16 protein-coding genes are annotated in these 16,064 nt (G+C 73.2%); 11 read left to right on the forward strand and 5 right to left on the reverse strand.

Annotated elements, in window-relative coordinates; genetic code table 11:
• Genes ACIOD2_RS49230 through ACIOD2_RS49255 form a run of 6 tightly spaced genes read left to right on the forward strand, consistent with a single transcriptional unit; the run spans position 1 to position 6,995 of the window.
• Entirely contained in the window at positions 1-1,542 is a 1,542-nt protein-coding gene (locus ACIOD2_RS49230; protein ID WP_400553018.1) for a hydantoinase/oxoprolinase N-terminal domain-containing protein, read from the forward strand.
• Entirely contained in the window at positions 1,542-2,612 is a 1,071-nt protein-coding gene (locus ACIOD2_RS49235; protein ID WP_400553019.1) for a DUF917 domain-containing protein, read from the forward strand. The genes ACIOD2_RS49230 and ACIOD2_RS49235 overlap by 1 nt, the downstream gene beginning before the upstream one ends.
• The gene (locus tag ACIOD2_RS49240; protein ID WP_400553020.1) at positions 2,609-3,703 is read left to right on the forward strand and encodes a DUF917 domain-containing protein; all 1,095 of its coding nucleotides are present in this window, start codon (positions 2,609-2,611) and stop codon (positions 3,701-3,703) included. Before ACIOD2_RS49235 ends, ACIOD2_RS49240 begins: the two co-directional genes overlap by 4 nt.
• A complete protein-coding gene (locus ACIOD2_RS49245; RefSeq protein WP_400553021.1) occupies positions 3,700-4,413 on the forward strand; it encodes an SDR family oxidoreductase in 714 nt (237 codons plus the stop codon). The genes ACIOD2_RS49240 and ACIOD2_RS49245 overlap by 4 nt, the downstream gene beginning before the upstream one ends.
• Before the next feature lie 21 nt (positions 4,414-4,434).
• A complete protein-coding gene (locus ACIOD2_RS49250) occupies positions 4,435-5,505 on the forward strand; it encodes a DUF917 domain-containing protein (RefSeq protein ID WP_400553022.1) in 1,071 nt (356 codons plus the stop codon).
• Positions 5,502-6,995: a PucR family transcriptional regulator gene (locus ACIOD2_RS49255; RefSeq protein WP_400553023.1), complete on the forward strand. Its 1,494-nt coding sequence runs from the start codon at positions 5,502-5,504 to the stop codon at positions 6,993-6,995. Before ACIOD2_RS49250 ends, ACIOD2_RS49255 begins: the two co-directional genes overlap by 4 nt.
• 36 nt (positions 6,996-7,031) lie before the next feature.
• On the opposite strand, the gene ACIOD2_RS49260 is transcribed toward ACIOD2_RS49255, so the two are convergent.
• From ACIOD2_RS49260 to ACIOD2_RS49270, 3 genes are read right to left on the reverse strand one after another with little or no spacing between them, the layout of a single operon-like run.
• Positions 7,032-8,900: a WXG100 family type VII secretion target gene (locus ACIOD2_RS49260; RefSeq protein ID WP_400553024.1), complete on the reverse strand. Its 1,869-nt coding sequence runs from the start codon at positions 8,898-8,900 to the stop codon at positions 7,032-7,034.
• Complete coding sequence (locus ACIOD2_RS49265) at positions 8,900-9,214, reverse strand: hypothetical protein (protein ID WP_323326032.1); 315 nt, start codon at positions 9,212-9,214, stop codon at positions 8,900-8,902. Before ACIOD2_RS49265 ends, ACIOD2_RS49260 begins: the two co-directional genes overlap by 1 nt.
• The gene (locus ACIOD2_RS49270; protein WP_400553025.1) at positions 9,211-9,753 is read right to left on the reverse strand and encodes a YbaB/EbfC family nucleoid-associated protein; all 543 of its coding nucleotides are present in this window, start codon (positions 9,751-9,753) and stop codon (positions 9,211-9,213) included. The genes ACIOD2_RS49265 and ACIOD2_RS49270 overlap by 4 nt, the downstream gene beginning before the upstream one ends.
• Before the next feature lie 188 nt (positions 9,754-9,941).
• Between ACIOD2_RS49270 and ACIOD2_RS49275 the strand changes: the two genes are divergently transcribed.
• On the forward strand, positions 9,942-10,940 hold the full coding sequence (locus tag ACIOD2_RS49275) for an aldo/keto reductase (protein WP_400553026.1): 999 nt from the start codon (positions 9,942-9,944) through the stop codon (positions 10,938-10,940).
• Between the two features lie 195 nt (positions 10,941-11,135).
• On the opposite strand, the gene ACIOD2_RS49280 is transcribed toward ACIOD2_RS49275, so the two are convergent.
• Complete coding sequence (locus ACIOD2_RS49280) at positions 11,136-11,606, reverse strand: hypothetical protein (protein WP_400553027.1); 471 nt, start codon at positions 11,604-11,606, stop codon at positions 11,136-11,138.
• 101 nt (positions 11,607-11,707) lie between these two features.
• Between ACIOD2_RS49280 and ACIOD2_RS49285 the strand changes: the two genes are divergently transcribed.
• The 4 genes from ACIOD2_RS49285 (at position 11,708) to ACIOD2_RS49300 (ending at position 14,593) form a co-directional block, all read left to right on the forward strand.
• Positions 11,708-12,397, forward strand: coding sequence for a response regulator transcription factor (locus ACIOD2_RS49285; protein WP_400553028.1), 690 nt, complete (start codon positions 11,708-11,710; stop codon positions 12,395-12,397).
• Positions 12,394-13,653 (forward strand): sensor histidine kinase, encoded by a 1,260-nt coding sequence (locus ACIOD2_RS49290; RefSeq protein ID WP_400553029.1) that lies wholly within the window; start codon positions 12,394-12,396, stop codon positions 13,651-13,653. The genes ACIOD2_RS49285 and ACIOD2_RS49290 overlap by 4 nt, the downstream gene beginning before the upstream one ends.
• An 85-nt stretch (positions 13,654-13,738) precedes the next feature.
• Positions 13,739-14,077 (forward strand): hypothetical protein, encoded by a 339-nt coding sequence (locus ACIOD2_RS49295; protein WP_400553030.1) that lies wholly within the window; start codon positions 13,739-13,741, stop codon positions 14,075-14,077.
• Between the two features lie 63 nt (positions 14,078-14,140).
• Positions 14,141-14,593 carry a MarR family transcriptional regulator gene (locus ACIOD2_RS49300; RefSeq protein WP_400553031.1) on the forward strand — a complete coding sequence of 151 codons (453 nt, stop codon included), beginning with the start codon at positions 14,141-14,143 and terminating at the stop codon, positions 14,591-14,593.
• A gap of 658 nt (positions 14,594-15,251) precedes the next feature.
• Here the strand turns inward: ACIOD2_RS49300 and ACIOD2_RS49305 are convergent.
• A complete protein-coding gene (locus tag ACIOD2_RS49305) occupies positions 15,252-15,797 on the reverse strand; it encodes a DUF4232 domain-containing protein (RefSeq protein WP_400553032.1) in 546 nt (181 codons plus the stop codon).
• Positions 15,798-16,064 lie beyond the last annotated feature (267 nt).

The raw sequence follows: 16,064 nt of genomic DNA on the forward strand, positions 1-16,064 counted from the left end.
GTGCGCATCGGCATCGACGTCGGCGGCACCAACACGGACGCCGTCCTGCTCGACGGACACCAGGTCCTCGCCTCGGTGAAGACCAGCACGACCGCGGACGTCACCTCGGGCATCGTCGCCGCGATCGACGGCCTGCAGCGGCAGCGCGCGTTCGACCCGGCGGCGGTGCGGGCGGTGATGATCGGCACCACGCACTTCATCAACGCCCTCGTCGAGGCGCACCGGCTGGCGCCGACCGCGGCCGTGCGGCTCAGCCTGCCCGCCGGGGCGTCGCTGCCGCCGATGGTCGACTGGCCGCAGCGGCTCGTCGACGCCGTGTCGGGGCGCAGCTACCTGGTCCACGGTGGACACGAGTTCGACGGCCGCCACATCGCGGAGCTCGACGAGAGCGAGCTGCGCAAGGCCGCCGACGACATGGGGGCGGCCGGGGTGCGCAGCGTCGCGATCACCTCGGTCTTCTCCCCGGTCAACGCCGAGTTCGAGACCCGCGCGGCCGAGATCATCGGCGCGCAGCTGCCCGACGTCGCGATCTCGCTGTCCCACGAGATCGGCCGGATCGGCTTGCTGGAACGGGAAAACGCGACGGTGATCAACGCGGCGCTGCGGGAGCTGGCCGCGCACATCGTCGACGGCCTGGCCGCGTCGGTCACCGGCGCGGGCATCACCGCGCCGCTGTACCTGAGCCAGAACGACGGCACGCTGATGGACGTCGACTTCGCCCGCCGCTACCCGGTCGCGACCTTCGCGTCCGGGCCGACCAACTCGATGCGCGGCGCGGCCGTGCTGTCCGGTTTGGACACCTGCGCGGTGGTCGACGTCGGCGGCACGACTTCGGACGTCGGCGTGCTGCGCCAGGGTTTCCCTCGCGAGGCGACGACCGACGTGAGCGTCGCCGGGATCCGCACCAACTTCCGGATGCCGGACGTCCTGTCGATCGGCCTCGGCGGCGGCAGCCGGGTACGCGGGAACGTCACCGTGGGCCCGGATTCGGTCGGTTACGAGCTGACGTCGAAGGCCCTGGTCTTCGGCGGCGACACGCTCACCGCGACCGACATCGCGGTCGCCGCCGGCCGCGCGGAGATCGGGGACGCGTCGCTGGTCGCCCACCTCGACCGCGCGCTGGTCCGGGCCGCGCTGGACAAGATCGCCGCCGACGTGTCCGATGTGGTCGAACGGATGCGGACGTCCGCCGAGCCGCTGCCGGTGGTGGCGGTCGGCGGCGGTTCGGTGCTGCTGCCGGACGAGCTGGCCGGGTGCGGCGAGGTGCACCGGCCGGAGAACTACGCCGTGGCCAACGCCATCGGCGCGGCCATCGCCCAGATCGGCGGTGAGGTCGACCGCGTCTACGTGATCGAACCCGGCCGTCGCGAGTCCGTTGTGGACGAGGCCAAGCAAGAAGCCGTCGACCGGGCGGTCGCCGCGGGCGCGTCGCCGGCCTCGGTCGGCATCGTCGACTTCGACGAGGTGCCCATCCCGTACCTGCCCGGCAACGCCACGCGCATCCGCGTCAAGGCCGTCGGCGACCTGCAGCTGGGGGCGTGATGCGCGAGATCACCCTCACCGATCTGGACGACATCGCGCGCGGCGCGGCGATCCTCGGCACCGGCGGCGGGGGAGACCCGTACATCGGCCGGCTGCTGGCGGCCTCGGCCGTCCGGGCGGACGGCCCGGTGCCGCTGGTGCCCCTGGCGGAGCTGGACGACGACGCCGTCGTGCTGCCCGTGGCGATGATGGGCGCGCCGACCGTGATGGTCGAGAAACTGCCCTCGGCCGAGCAGGTGGGCCTCGCGGCCCGCACGCTCGCCGGGTACCTCGGCAAGGAGCTGACGCACATCGCGTGCGCCGAGGCGGGCGGCGTCAACTCGCTGATCCCGGTCGTCGCGGCCGCGCAGCTGGGCCTGCCGCTGGTCGACGCCGACGGCATGGGCCGCGCGTTCCCGGAACTGCAAATGGTTTTGCCGACATTGTACGGAATCCGCGCGACCCCGATGTCCATCGCGGACGAGAAGGGCAACCGCGGGGTACTGGACACAGTGGACAACCATTGGGCCGAGCGGCTGGCCCGGTCGGCGACCATCGACATGGGCTGCTCGGCGATGATCAGCAACTACGCCATGTCCGGCGCCCAGGCGCGCGAGGCGATGGTGCCGGGCACGCTCAGCCTGTGCGCCGAGCTGGGTGCGCTGGTGCGGTCCGCGCGGGAGGCGCACGCCGACCCCGTCGCGAAGGTCGTCGAGCGGCTCGGCGGCCGTCGCCTGTTCAGCGGCAAGGTCGTCGACGTCGCCCGCCGGACCGTCACCGGCTTCGCCCGCGGTGAGGCCCGGCTGTCCGGGATGGACGGTGACACCGGCGCGGAACTGGTGCTGCGATTCCAGAACGAGCACCTGGTCGCCGAGCGCGACGGTGTCGTCGAGGCGTCGGTGCCGGACCTGATCTGCACGCTGGAACGCGAGTCCGGCGAGGCCGTGACCACCGAAGGCCTGCGGTACGGCCAGCGCGTCACGGTCATCGCGGCGCCCGCCGACCCGCGCTGGCACACCCCGGAGGGCCTCGCGCTGGCCGGGCCGCGGTACTTCGGGTACGACATCGACCCGATCGGGGTGGCCGGGTGAGCTGGACCCTGACCGAGGACGACCTGCCCGATCTCGCCCGCGGTGCCGCGGTGCTGGGCACCGGCGGGGGCGGCGACCCGTACGTCGGACGGCTGCTCGTGCGCGAGGCGATCCGCGAGCACGGGCCGGTCACGATCCTCGATCCGTCCGAAGTGGACGACGACGCCCTGGTCATCCCGACCGCGCAGATGGGCGCGCCGACCGTCGTGCACGAGAAGCTGCCCAGCGGGGCGGAACCCGTGCTGGCGTTGCGGACGCTGGAGCAGCACCTCGGCCGCCGCGCCGATGCGACCATGCCCATCGAGTGCGGCGGCATCAACTCGATGATCCCGCTGCTCGTCGGCGCGCGGCTCGGCCTGCCTGTGGTCGACGCCGACGGCATGGGCCGCGCTTTCCCCGAGCTGCAGATGGAGACGTTCGGCGTATACGGCGTCCCGGGCTCGCCGATGGCGATCGGCGGCGAGCGGGGTGAGACGGCGGTGATCGACACCGGTACCGACAACCGCCGGATGGAGTGGCTCGCGCGCGGCGTCACCGTCCGGCTCGGCGGTGTCGCGCACATCGCCGAGTACGCGATGAGCGGCGCCGACGTCAAGCGGACCGCCGTACCGCAAACGCTTTCGCTGGCCCTGACCGTGGGCCGGACCATCCGGGAGGCCCGTTCGCGCAACGAGGATCCGGTCGCGCGGCTGGCCGCCGCGCTCGTCGAAACGCCGTACCAGCACCTGCGTGTGCTGTTCCGCGGCAAGGTGTCCGATGTGGAGCGCCGCACGGAGGAGGGCTTCGCCCGGGGGCGCGCGGCGGCGGTGTCCTTCGACGGCGCGCACAAGCTGGAGATCCTGTTCCAGAACGAGAACCTGCTCGCCACCGTGGACGGTTCCGTCCGGTGCCTGGTGCCGGACCTGATCTGCGTGCTCGAGGCGAACACGGCCGAGCCGATCACCACCGAGACCCTGCGTTACGGCCAGCGTGTCACCGTGGTCGGCATCTCGACCCCGCCCCTGATGCGCACGCCCGAGGCGCTGGACACCTTCGGCCCCGGCGCCTTCGGGCTGCCGCACCCCTTCACCCCCGTCGAGGAGATCGCGTGAGCAGCCTGGAAGACCGGACCGTCGTGGTCATCGGCGGCGGCTCGGGCATCGGCCTCGAGGTCGCCCGGCGAGCGGCTCTCGACGGCGCCAAGGTGCACCTCGGCGGGCGCACGTCGGCGAAGCTCTCGGCCGCGGCCGAGCCGCTCGGCGCCACCTGGCAGGTCGTCGACAGCACCGACCAGGACTCCCTGGCCGCGTTCTTCGGTGCGCTCGACCGCGTCGACCACCTGTTCACGCCCGGCGCGTCCTATGTGGTCGGACCGCTGCGCGAGCTGAGCGGCGAGGACGCGGCCAGCCCGTTCGAGACGAAGTTCTGGGGCCAGTACCACGCCGTCAAGCACGCGGTGCCGCGATTGTCCGCCGACGCCTCGATCGTGCTGATGTCCGGCGCAGCGAGCGTCCGGCCACCCGGCGCGGCGCCCGCGTACGTGGCCTGCAACGCGGCGATCGAAGGCCTCGGGCGCGGGCTCGCGGTGGAGCTGGCCCCGGTCCGGGTGAACGTCGTCGCGCCGGGCACGATCGACGGCAACCTCTGGGCCGGGCGGCCGGCCGCGGTGCGGGAGGCGAGCTTCGCGCAGTACTCACGCGACACGCTGCTGCACCGCGTCGGCCGGGAGTCCGAAGTGGCCGACGCGGTGCTGTACCTGTTCGGCAACGGCTACACGACCGGGTCGACGCTCTATCCCGACGGAGGCTACGCGCTGCGCTGACCTCGGCTAATGTGGTCGTCCATGCGCATCACGGCCGGTGACGTGCCCGCTCTCGAACGCGGCGCCGCCCTGCTCGGCTCCGGCGGTGGCGGCGACACCGCCACCAGCGCCGTCCTGCTGCGCCGGCAGCTGGAACGCGGTCCCGAGCCGGTCGTGCGGTCCCTCGGCGAGCTGCCGCCGACGGCCTGGGTCGTGCCGGTCGGCGTGGTCGGCGCGACGGCCGCGTTCACCGAGAAACTGCCGAGCGGTGACGAGTTCGCCTCCGCCGTGGCGGCGGTCGAACGCTGGACCGGCGAGCGCGCCGACGCGGTGATGTCCATCGAGATCGGCGGCCTCAACGGGCTCATGCCGCTGGTGGTGGCCGGGCAGCTCGGGCTGTCCTACGTGGACGCCGACCTGTCCGGCCGTGGCCTGCCCCGGCTCGACCAGCTGGCGGTCGCCGCGGCCGGCCGCGGCGTCGCTCCCGCCGCGCTGGCCGAACAGGGCGGGCACGTCATGGTGCTGGCGGCCGGTTCGGACGTGATGGTCGAGCGCAGCGCCCGGGCGTTCGTGGCCAGTTCCGGTGGCTGGGCGGCGCTCGCGCTCGCGCCGATCCCGGCCGGTGAGCTGGCGGCGTGCTCGATCCCGGGGACCACCAGCGCCGCGCTGGCGCTCGGCCGCCGCGTGCTCGCCGTGGGGGAGAGCCCGGCGCGGCCGGCCCTCGAAGAAGCGTTGGACGGTTCGGTGCTGGCCCGCGGCCGGGTCCTCGAGGTGGCGCGGCACGTCGGCCCGGGTCCCCACGGCAGTCCGGGGTTCGGCCGGGGCAGCGTCACCCTTGCCGACCACCGCAGCGGCGAGCTGCTGCGGCTGGAGATGGAGAACGAGTACCTCCTGGCGTTGCGCGACGGCGTGCCGGTCGCGTCCACCCCGGACGTCCTGTCGGTGCTGGACCACCGCACCGGGGTGCCGGTGCAGTGCGACGCGATCCGCGCCGGCCTGGAAGTCGACGTCGTGCGCCTGGCCGCGGCTCCCTTCTGGTCCGACCCGCGGCGGCTGCCGGTGCTGCAGCCGCGCGCGTACGGGATCGACTGCGACCCGGTGGGTGTCCGATGAGCCTGCGGCGGGTGCTCGCGTCGCCGTCCTGGGCCGAGCACGTCCACCTGCTCGCCGGGGCCGCCGGCCTCGACCGTCCACTCGCGACGGTTCAGGCCACTTTGGACGCTTCCCACGACCCGGTGCCGGACGAGCTGGTCGTCGTCGTCCGGCCGGTCGCCGGGATCGACTGGCAGATCGACGCCCTGCTGCGCCGGTGCGCCGACGCCGGAGCCACCGGTGTCCTGCTGCCGGGCACCGAGCCGCTCGCCGCGTCGCGGCTGCTCGCCGACCGGCTGGCCGTGCCGCTGCTGACCACCGGCGCGTCACCGCTGGACCTCGTCGTGGAGGCACGGTTGCTGCTCGCGGCGCCGGAACTGGCCCGGGCGGACCTGCTGCTGGCCACGCACCGCGCCCTCGGCGACCGGCCGCGCCCGCCCGAGGACGTCGTCGCGGTGCTGCGGCGGCTGCTGCGCTCCCCGGTCGCGGTGCTCGACGATGGTGGCGCACCCCTGGCCGGTGACCTCGCCGAAGCCGGGCGCGTCCGGCTGGGCGAGCCGGTGCCGCAGCGGATCGACCTCGACGACGGAGTGCTGCTCGCGCACCCCGTCCTGCTGCAGCGACCCGCTCTGTGGCTGACCGTCGAGCTGCGAGGAACCGAGGCCGCCCGCGCCGACGTCGTGCCGCCCGCGCTCGCCGTGGCGGCCGGGGTCCTGCAGCGCTGGCTGCTCGCCAACCGTCTCGAGCTGGAACGCGACGCGCGCTCGCGCACGGCGTTGCTCGGCGACCTGCTGCGCCTCGACTCCGAGCCGGGTGCCGACCTGCGCCGCCGTGTCGCCGACGCGGGCTGGCGGCTCGGCGGCTGGCACGTCGGGCTGCACATCGGCGTGCCGGCGGCGGTCGACACCGTGGCCCGCACCCAGGAGGTGGTGCGGGCGCTGCGGGCGGAGGACGTCGAGGCGGTCGTGGTCGAGCACGGCGACGGCTGGACCGGCTGGGTCACGTTCGACCAGGAGCCGACCGCCGAGCGGGTGCGGTCGCTGGCGAGCCGGTTGCAGGCCGCGCACCGGGCGCTGCGGCTCGGGTCGCACATGGGGGTGGGGCGGCCGCACCCGCGGCCGGACGGCCTGGCCGCGACCGTCGCCGAGGCGAGTGACGCGTCCCGGCTGGCCGCGACCCGCCCGGAGACCGGGCACTTCCTGCACGTCGACCAGCTCGGCATGGCCCAGCTGCTGCTCGAGTGGACCCGCACGGACACCTTCGAACCCGCGGCCCGGGCGCTGGTCGCGCCCTTGCGGGACGCGCCGGGGGATCTGGTGCGGACGCTCGCGTCCTATTTGGACGCCGAGTCGTCGATCGCGGAGACGGCGACGGTCCTCGGCGTGCACCGCAACACGGTGGCGGCCCGGATCGCGCGGATCGAGCAGCTGCTGGGCGTGGACCTGTCCCGCCCGGACGAGCGGCTGGCGCTGCACCTGGCGTCGCGCGCGGTGATCCTCTCCGGCCCGTGACCGGCGGGGCGCTTCGCGGCGCCCCGCCGGATGGGGCTAGTCGTCGTCCCCGCCGCCGGTGACGTTGCCGATGCTGGCCGGCACGCCCTTGATCAGGTCGACGACGGTCTTACCGGCCAGCCCGGACTTGCCGAACCACGGGTCGGTCATGACCTTGATCGCCGACTCGAACTTCTCGGCGCCTTCCTTGCCGAAGACCTTGCCCAGCTCGTGCACGGAGTAGTTGCTGATCTTGTCGAACTTCTGCATGATCTCCGGCGTCACACCGTCCATCTTGGACAGTTTGTCCCGGATGACGTTGGTCATCTGGTCGGTGAACGGCTTGTGCGGGGTCGGCGCCGGGGTGGCCGCCGGGTCGGGCGTGGCCGACGACGGTGCCGGGTCGGGCTTCGGCGGCGCGGGATCCGGCTTGGGGGGCGCCGGATCGGGAGTCGTCGACGACGAGGACGGCGTGGTGTCCGGCTTGGGCGGTGCCGGGTCCGGGGTCGTCGACGAGGAGGACGGCGCCGGGTCGGGCTTGGGCGGTGCCGGGTCAGGGGTGGCCGACGAGGACGACGGTGCGGGGTCCGGCTTCGGCGTTGCCGGAGGTGGCGTCGGCGTTGGGTCCGGGGTGGCCGAAGAGGGCGTGGTGTCCGGCTTGGGTGGCGCGGGCTCGGGCTTCGGTGTTGCCGGAGTCGGCGTCGGCGTCGGGTCCGGGGTGGCCGAGGACGGCGTGGTGTCCGGCTTGGGCGGTGCGGGTTCGGGTTTGGGCGTCGCCGGGGGCGGTGTGGGCGTCGGGCCCGGGGTCGCCGAAGAGGGCGTGGTGTCCGGCTTGGGCGGTGCGGGCTCGGGTTTCGGCGTTGCCGGAGTCGGCGTCGGATCCGGTGTCGCGGAGGACGGCGTCGTGTCCGGCTTCGGGTCCGGAGTGGACGGTGCCGGGTCGGGCTTCGGCGTCGCCGGAGTCGGGTCCGGGGTGGCCGAGGACGGGGTGGTGTCCGGCTTGGGTGGTGCGGGGTCGGGTTTGGGCGTGGCCGGCGGGGGTGTCGTGCTGCTGTCGCCCGGTTTCGGCGGTGCCGGTGTCGCGTCCGGCTTCGGCAACGGGGTCGCGGGCGGCTTCGGGGTGGGCGTCGGCGTCAGGCTGCTCGTCGGGGGCTTCGCCCCGGCCAGCTCGTCGCCCGCCTTGCCCATCTTCGCCAGGGACGCCACCAGGTCGCCCAGCTTCTTGGCCAGCTCGATGAGCTTCGTGCCGATCTTGCCCAGGGCCGTGGCCACCGTGCCGATCGTCGTGCCGACGAAGATCGCGATCGACGCGCCGAACGTCACCGGCGCGAGCGCCGCCGCGATCAGGGCGCCCTTGACGATCGTCGCCAGGAGCATCGCGATCAGGTCGCGGAAGATGCCGCGGAACGCGCCGACGATGCCGCCGGCGATCTTCATGTTCTTGCCGGCCTGGTCCAGGTACCAGCCGAGCGAGCTCAGCTGCTCGGTGACCGCGTCCATGTCCTTCTTGAACGCGTCGGCCGCCTTGCCGGACCAGTCCTTCAGCAGCGTGTCGAGCGCCGTCTGGTGGTCCTGCGACCACTGTTCCAGCTTCTTCTTCTCCGCGGTGAGCGCCTCGCTGGCCGCCGCGATGCCGATCGGGTCGCCCATCAGGATGTCCAGCGGCCACCGCAGGATCGTGATGTGCTCGATGAGCCAGCCGATCCCGGCCGTCAGCAGGCTGCCGATCGGGTCCAGCACGAGACCGATGGTCTCCAGCGCCATGCCCGCCGAGCCGATGCCGATCGCGACCTTGTCGTTGTCCTTGACGGCCTTGTCCAGGCCCACCGCGGCCTCGAAGAACCCGGCCCCGGCCGACGCGTTGTCGCTGTTGAAGAGCTCGCCGCCGTGGAGGCTGACGTCCTTGCTCTTGTAGTCGTCGGCCACTATTCGAACCTCACGATCGAGTCGACGGCGTCGTCTTCGCCCGCCTTGTAGCGCTTCGCCGCCTCCGCGACCTTGTCGGCGAACTCGCCGATGGTCTTCGCGTAGTCCCCGAACTGGTGGTGGGCCTTGTCGGTCCACGTGCTCGCACCCGCGGCCATCAGCTGGCACGCCGGGTTGATGCCGAACATGCCGGGGTCGCAGGTCATGCCGCCGACGAGGTCCGCGGTGCTCTTGAGGTTGCTCTCGAGGTCGTCGAGGTGCTGGCCGAACTTCGCCAGCGGCTCGGAGTCGACCCGGAAGCCGCCGCCGCTCACCAGGGGTTCGATTCGTCGTCGAAGGTGTCGTCGGCCGCGGGACGGCGACGCGGGGCAGGCCCGGCCGACGGCGGCGGCGCGGACGGCCGCGGTGGCGGCGATGAGGGCGGCGGCGGGGTCGCGGCGGGCGGCGGGGTCCGTTCGGGCTCGGCGTTCTCCGGCGCGGCGAAGTCGCCGTCCGGCGGCGGGTCCGGCGGCAGGAAGGACCGGACCATGTCGGTGGATTCGCTGTCGCCGTTGATGGTGGCGAAGGAGTCGGCGACGCTGCGGGCGGTCTGGCGCTGCGCGTCCCGCACCGTGCTCATGATCGCCGCGGTCAGCCGGGCGGGGCCCATCTCGCAGGCCCGGAAGCCGAGCTCGAGGTTCGTCAGGGCGCCGTTGGGGGCGAGCGTCACGGTGACCGCGCCGTCGCGGGACCGGACCGTGGCGCCGGCCGTCGAAATCGCTTCGGTCAGCGCGGCCGCCTTCGCCTGCATGTCCCGGACCTGCCGGTCGAGCAGCAGCTGGAAGTCTTCACCTGGCCCCAGGTTCGGTTGCACGAATTCGACTCCTCGCCATCCGGCAGGCCGCCTACCTGCGGCGACCTGGATTCGGGCAGATTAGCGCACACCGGACGTTCACCCGCTGATAGTCGGGGGTATGCCTGCTTTTCTCCTCGTTCTTGCCCGGTTGTGCATCACCCGATGGGGTTGACCCGGAGCGCGGTCCGGGTTGCAAGCTCGGATGCATGACCGAACTGGACGACTACCGGCCGCTGGGCCGCTCCGGGTTGCGGGTCTCGCCGCTCGCCCTGGGCGCGATGACCTTCGGCACCGGCGCCTTCTGCGCCGACGACGACACCGCCCGCAAGATCTTCCGCACCTACGTCGAGAGCGGCGGCAACTTCGTCGACACCGCGGACAACTACAGCGACGGCCGCAGCGAAGAGCTCGTCGGCGAGTTCCTGCGCGACACCGAACGCGACGACATCGTGCTCGCCACCAAGTACTCCGGGCCCAAGTTCCGCGAGGGCGGCCCGGTGTCGGATCCCCGGCACCGCAGCAACGGGCGCAAGAACATGGTCGCCTCCCTGGAGGCGTCCCTGCGCCGGCTCGGCGTCGACCACGTGGATCTCTACTGGCTGCACATCTGGGACGGCAGCACGCCGGCCGAAGAGGTGATGGCCGCGTTCGACGAGCTGGTGCGCGCCGGCAAGGTCCGCGCCGTCGGGCTCAGCGACGTCCCGGCCTGGTACGCGACGAAGGCGGCCATGCTGGGCGGCCCGCCGGTGACGGCCCTGCAGCTGGCGTACTCCCTGGTCGAGCGCGCGATCGAGGCGGAGTACGTGCCCCTGGCCCAGGAGTTCGGCACCGCGATCCAGCCCTGGGGCGCGATCGCCGGCGGTTTCCTCTCGGGCAAGTACACCCGCGACGGCGCGGGCACCGGCCGCCTGGTCGGGGTCGACGTACCGGAGAAGCGCTGGGCGATCGTGGACGCCGTCCGCGAGACAGCCGCCGAGGTGGGCGCCACCCCGGCCCAGGTGGCCCTGCACTGGGTGACCCGCCGGCCCGCGATGCCCGCGCCGTTGATCGGCGCGAGGTCACCGGAGCAGCTGACGGAGAGCTTGGGCGCCCTCGCCTTGGACCTGACAGCCGCTCAACTGGACCGGCTGACCGAGGTGAGCGAGGTGCCCTTGCCGTTTCCGCACGACGTCTTGAAGCAGCTCAACGCCGGCTTGCCTCGCTGAGTGTCTCGGCGATGGAGGATTCGGGACGTCGGGCGGCCAGGATCCTCCATCGACCTTCCCGCTTGCAGCGCGAGAACCTGCGCCGGCGGCCTCAGGGCGGCCGGGTCGCCGGATACTCGGCACCGGCCGGAAAGTAGCGGGCCACCGCAGGAACAGCCGACACAACACCCGGCACAACGCCCGGCCCAACCCGGGCTAGCCGCGGCCGCCGTGGTGGCCGTCGTCGGCGACCGTGTCGGCGCGGGGTTTGCCGTCGTGGCAGGTCACGACCACCTCGTTCTCGGTCCCTCCGTTCTTGAACTTGATCGACGCGGTGGCGGCCGGGCCGCGGGAGATGTCGTCGGTGCGGTAACCCGGGTCCGGGCTCCACGACAGCAGCGTGACCAAGCCGCCCTCGCACTGGGCGACGATCGTGCCGCCCGGCGCGGTCAGCCCGCGGGGCGCCGGCGCGCCCGACGACACGGTGGTGGCCGCCGCCGAAGGGGTGACTGACACCGAAGAAGGCGCTTCCGCCAGCGCGCGGGCGACGTCGTCCTGGGACAGGGGCTGGTTCTGCGGGCCGAGGATGCCGGCGCCCACGGCATCGAGCGCGACCGTGCCGACCGCGGCCGTGGCGCAGGCGGCCAGCACCCACCCCACCGCGATCGCCACCACCCGCCGTCTCATCAGTCCACTGTGCCACCCCAGAGGGTTAAGGCGTGGCTAAGGAGTCCCTAGCGTTCGCCGAGATCCGGTCGGCGGCGCCGCGCCGGTATACCGTCCTGGAAATGGCCACGGTGTTGATCGTCGAAGACGACGCGACCATCCGGACGGCGGTGATCCGCACGCTGAGCGAGCGCGGGCACACCGTGACGTCCGCCGCGACCGCCATGTCCGGGCTGCAGGCGGCGGTCACCGACCGGCCCGACGTCGTCCTGCTCGACCTCGGGCTGCCCGACCTCGACGGCCGCGAGGTGCTGCGCATGGTGCGGGCGGTCAGCGCGGTGCCGATCATCGTGGTCACCGCCCGCGGCGCCGAGGACGAGATCGTCCGGCTGCTCGACGCCGGCGCCGACGACTACGTCGTGAAGCCGTTCGGCGGTGCGCAGCTCGACGCGCGGATCCGCGCGGTGCTGCGGCGGAGCGAACCGGAGGAGACGACGGCCCCGGTCGTCGTCGGCGGGCTCTCGGTCGACGCGCGGACGCGGCAGGCGTCCCTCGACGGCGTCCCGCTCGACCTCACCCCGCGCGAGTTCGACCTCCTGCACTACCTCGCCGCGCGTGCCGGGGCCGTCGTGAGCAAGCGCGAACTGCTCGCCGACGTCTGGAAGCTGCCCTACGCCGGCGCGGACAAGACCGTGGACGTGCACCTGTCGTGGCTGCGGCGCAAGCTCGGCGAGACCGCGCAGGAGCCGCGGTACCTGCACACCGTGCGCCGCGTCGGCGTCCGGCTGGCCGAGCCGGGAGCCGGGTCGTGAGGAAACGGCTCGCGGTGCTGGTCGCCGCCGCGATGAGCCTGGTGCTCGCCGCTTTCCTCGTGCCGCTGGCGATCCTGCTGAGCTCGGTCACGGCCGACCGGGCGGTCACCGCGGCCACGGCGAAGGCGCAGTCCCTCACGTCACTGGTGGCGACGGCCGACGCGCGGACGCTGCGGCCTGCGGTCGACCAGCTCAACACCACTGCGGGCCACCCGGTGACCGTGTTCCTCCCGGACGGCACCGTCCTGGGCGCGCCGGCCCCGCGCACGCCCGGCGTTCAGCTGGCCGCGGTGCAGGGCAGCCTGACGGTCGAGGACGCGGACGGGCGGGAGATCCTCGTCGCCGTCCAGGGCCTGCCGCGGGGGACGGCGGTGGTGCGGGCCTACGTCGACCGGGCCGAGCTGACCCGCGGCCTGGGCTCGGCGTGGCTGGTGCTGGCCGGGCTGGGCGTCCTGCTGCTGGCGCTCGGTGTGTTCGTCGCCGACCGGCTGGCCCGCTCGATCGTGGCGCCGGTCCTCGAGCTCTCCGCGGTGTCGCGCCGGCTCGCGGGCGGCGACCTCGATGCGCGGGCGCGCCCCGGCGGCCCCGCCGAGGTGCGGTCGGTCGCCCTGGCCCTGAACTCGCTCGCCACCCGGATCCGCGAGCTCGTCCGGCAGGAGCGGGAGGCCGTCGCCGACATTTCGCACCGGCTGCGGACCCCGCTGACCGTGCTGAGGCTGGACGCCGAGTCGTTGCGCGACGCGGACGAGGCGGAGCGGATCACGGGCCACGCCGAGAGCCTGGAACGCCAGGTCACCGCGTTGATCGACCAGGCGCGCAACCGCGACGCGGCGCCCGGCTCGTGCGACGCGGCGCAGGTCGTCGTCGAGCGGGTGGAGTTCTGGTCGGTGCTGGCCCAGGACCAGGACCGCGAGGTGGAGCTGCTCCTCGACCCGGGGCCACTGCCGGTCGCGGTCGGCGCGACGGAGCTGGCCGCCTGCCTGGACGCGTTGCTGGGCAACGTCTTCGCGCACACGCCCGAGGGAACGATGTACGCGATCCAGCTCTATCCGGCGGGGGACGTGGTGCGGCTGATGGTCGAGGACCAGGGCCCGGGCTTCAGCGACGTCCCGGTCCGCGGCACGAGTGGTTCCGGATCCACCGGGCTGGGACTGGACATCGCCCGCCAGACGGCCCGGGCCTCGGGCGGCAAGCTCTCCGTGTGGCCGTCGAAGCCGCACGGCGCGCGGATCGTCATCGATCTCGGCCGTCCTTAGGAGTTCTTTAAGGCGCAGGAAGGGCGCCGCTATCCCTTCCTGCGGAATGCTCGGTTTCGTTGTCGGAGAACGAAAAGGAGCAGCGATGCGCAAGGTACTGGTGTTCGCGGTGGCGGGAGCGGCCCTCACGATCGGCGGGACGACGGCGGCACTGGCGTCGTCGTCGCACCCGGGCACGGACGACACCGTCCGGCCTTCGACGATCTCGACGTCTTCGGGAACGTCCAGGTACAGCACGGTTCCGTCGGCGGTGACGTCCGTGCCGAGTACATACCCGTCGGCGCCCGGCACGTACCCGTCGGCCGATCGGCACGGCGGCCGGGGCGTGGAGCCCGGTGACGACCACGGCGGCCGGGGCGCGGAACGGGGGGACGACCACGGAAACCACCACGAGGCAGGTGATGACCACGGCGGCCGCCGGTGATCGTTCGGGACCTCGTCGGCCGCGCGCGTTGACAGCCGTCTGACCAGGACGGACGATGCCGACGTGGCTCCTGAACCCGGTGACGTCGTCCTCCCGGCCCTCCTGCGCGCGGCCCGCGGCAGCTACGGCGCGGCGATCCGCGCCCGGCTGGCCGAGGGTGGATTCGACGACATGCCGCGTAACGGCCCGTACGTGCTCGGCGGCCTGGTGAACCACGGCGGGGCGGCCCGGCAGCTGGTCCGCGAGCTGGGCGTCGGCAAGCAGGCCGCCGGTCAGCTGGTCGACACCCTGGTCGCGCGCGGTTACCTGACCCGGGAACCGGACTCGGATGTCACGGCGACCGAACGAGGCCGCGCGGCCGCGGCGGCGATCCGCGCGGCGGTGACGTCGGTGGACGACGAGCTGGCCACGCTGGTCACCCCGGCCGAGCTGGCCGGCCTGCGTGCCGGGCTGGTCGCGCTCACCGAGATCCGGGAACGCCTGGAGGACGTCGAGCGCAGGTCTGCCGTGGACTGAGGTTCGACCACAGTGGGCTCAGCGGGCATCGCGACGTGGGTGCGGTGACGGTGAGACTGTGCGCCTCGGTCGAGCTGGCCGACCCGGCGCGACGGGCCGGTCGTGTTCACCGGTGCCCGGAGCGCCTGGATGGCGTGGAACGGTGGTCCACCGTGGGCTGAATTCGTCCACAGTGGACCGGGTGGGCGTCACGCGGCGGGCGTGCTTGCGGTCACTGGGCCGGCGGTCAGGGTGCGTCTCGGTCGAGCTGGCCGGCCTGCGTACCGGGCTAGTCGCGTTCAGCGAGGTCCGGGAAGGATTCGATAACGTCGGCCGGGTGGGCGTTACTGCGTGGGCGCGCTCACGCTGACCGACGTCCTGGGGCTCCTGGAGGGCGTGGTAGGCCGGTCCACCGTGGACTGAAGTCGTCCACAGTGGACCGGGGGAGCGTCACGCCGTGGGTGTGCCTGCGGTCACCAGGTCGATGGCCAGGTTTGCCTCAGTTGGGCTGGCCGGCCTGCGCGCTGGGCTGGTCGCGTTCAGCGAGATCTGGGAAGGACTCGAGGACGCCCGCGTTACTGCCTGGGTGCGCCCGCTCTGACCGGCATCCGGGGCGGCTGGTGGCGTCGAGCGCCGGTCCACCGTGGACTGAAGGTGTCCATAGTGGACCGGGGGCGCGTCACGCTGTGGGTGTGCCTGCGGTCACCGGGCCGACGGTCAGGGTGTGCGCCTCGGCGGAGTCGTCCACTGCGCCCTGGTTCCAGGGCAGGGTGATCGCCGGCTCGAAGGTGTCGCCGCGGGGGGTGGTCGTTGCCGGGGCCGTCACCGTCACGCTCGTCGGCGACACCTGGTTCTCCGGGGCCTCGATGCCGGTCCAGTGCAGGAGCATCGAGGCGGGCGCGCCGTCGGCGACGGTGACCGGCGGGGCGTCCGCGGCGGCCGGGTCGGCGGTCACGGTGACGCCGTCGGCGCCGGTCAGGGTCACCGGGAGCGCGCCCGGGAGGGTGCACGACTCGCCTGGCTTCGCGGTGAACACCACCGAGGCGTAGCGCTGGCCCGCACCGGGGTCGCCGGCTACGAGGGTGGTGTCGACCTGGCCGGAGGCGCAGTTGAAGTCGGTCGGCATCGCGGAGGCGGCCCCGGCCCCGGCGACGACGGCGGACGCGGCGGCGCCGGTCACGGCGAGGACGGTCACGGTGCGGCGGACGCTCGGACGAATGGTCATGAGCTGGACCCCTTCCTGTGTCAGGCGGGTTCGGTGAGTCCTTCACCGAACTTCGCGCTCACTAGGAAAGATGCCCACGACTCGTTCGGGTTAGCTCGGAAGTGGGGTTGCCCGCACAAAAGCAACCCTGGGTGATCTTGAACGTCTTACCTGACGTGGTCCCGTGTGCGGGGTGGGCTGAAGCCGCCCGCGACGACGGCCGATCGGCGAGCGGCTTCAACCGCCTCGAGATCCGGATCTGCCCGTCGGGGCCACCTGGTGCGGCGA

The sequence above is a fragment of the Amycolatopsis sp. NPDC088138 genome (genome assembly GCF_044741685.1).
Taxonomy (GTDB): Bacteria; Actinomycetota; Actinomycetes; order Mycobacteriales; family Pseudonocardiaceae; genus Amycolatopsis.